This window comes from Roseateles sp. P5_B10, from assembly GCF_056400485.1.
The window spans coordinates 1-1,022 of record NZ_JBFULE010001263.1 but is presented as its reverse complement, the minus strand read 5'-3'; the positions used below and the strand labels follow the sequence as shown (position 1 = coordinate 1,022).

1 protein-coding gene is annotated in these 1,022 nt (G+C 71.6%); it reads left to right on the top strand.

The genetic code is table 11. The features are described 5' to 3' along the window. The coding region (locus AC1DU6_RS32610) for an aminopeptidase P family N-terminal domain-containing protein (RefSeq protein WP_477862395.1) at positions 1–1,022 on the top strand (1,022 nt) is incomplete at both ends.

The window sequence follows — 1,022 nt, the reverse complement described above, 5'->3', positions numbered from 1 at the left end:
GATGAACTCGGGCGCGTCGACGCAATACATCGACTGGATCGCCAAAGCCCTGCAGCCCGGCCAGGCGATCGCCGTGGACGGCCAGGTGTTGGGGCTGTCCCTGGCCAATGCCCTGCGCACGGCCATGCAGCGCGCCGGCATCACGCTGCGCACCGACCTCGACCTCGTGCAGGACGCCTGGGACAGCCGCCCCGGCCTGCCCACCGAACCCGTCTACGAGCACGCCGCGCCGCAGGCCGCCGTGTCCCGCGCCGACAAGCTGGCCCGCGTGCGCGCCGCGATGGCGACGGTGCAGGCCACCCACCACCTCGTGTCTACCGTGGACGACGTGGCCTGGCTGCTGAACCTGCGCGGCAGCGATGTCGAGTGCAATCCGGTCTTTATCGCCCACCTGCTGCTGGACACGACCAGCGGCCGCCTCTTCATCGGCGCCGGCAAGGTGCCGGCCGAGGTGGCCGCGCGCCTGGCCGCGGACGGCATCCAGCTGGCGCCCTACGAACAAGCCGCATCCGCCCTGGCTGCCCTGCCCGCTTCGGCCAAGCTGCTGATCGACCCGCGCCGCGTGACCCTGGGCCTGCGCGAGGCCGTGCCCGCGGGCGTGGCCGTCGTGGAACAGATCAACCCCAGCACGCTGCTGAAGAGCCGCAAGACCGCCGCCGAGGCCGCCTTCATCCGCGAGGCCATGGCCGAGGACGGCGCGGCGATGTGCGAGTTCTACGCCGAGTTCGAGGCTGGACTAGCCCGCGGCGAACGCTGGAGCGAGCTGGACGTCGACACCCAGCTGACGGCCGCGCGCAAGAGGCGCCCGGGCTTCGTGGGCCTGTCCTTCTCGACGATTGCGGGCTGGATGGCCAATGGCGCCCAGCCGCACTACCGCGCCACGCCCGAGTCGTTCGCGCAGATCGAAGGCAACGGCCTGCTGCTGATCGACTCCGGCGGCCAGTACGTCGGCGGCACGACGGACATCACGCGCGTCTGGCCCATCGGCACCGTCAGCGCGGCGCAGAAGCGTGACTACACGC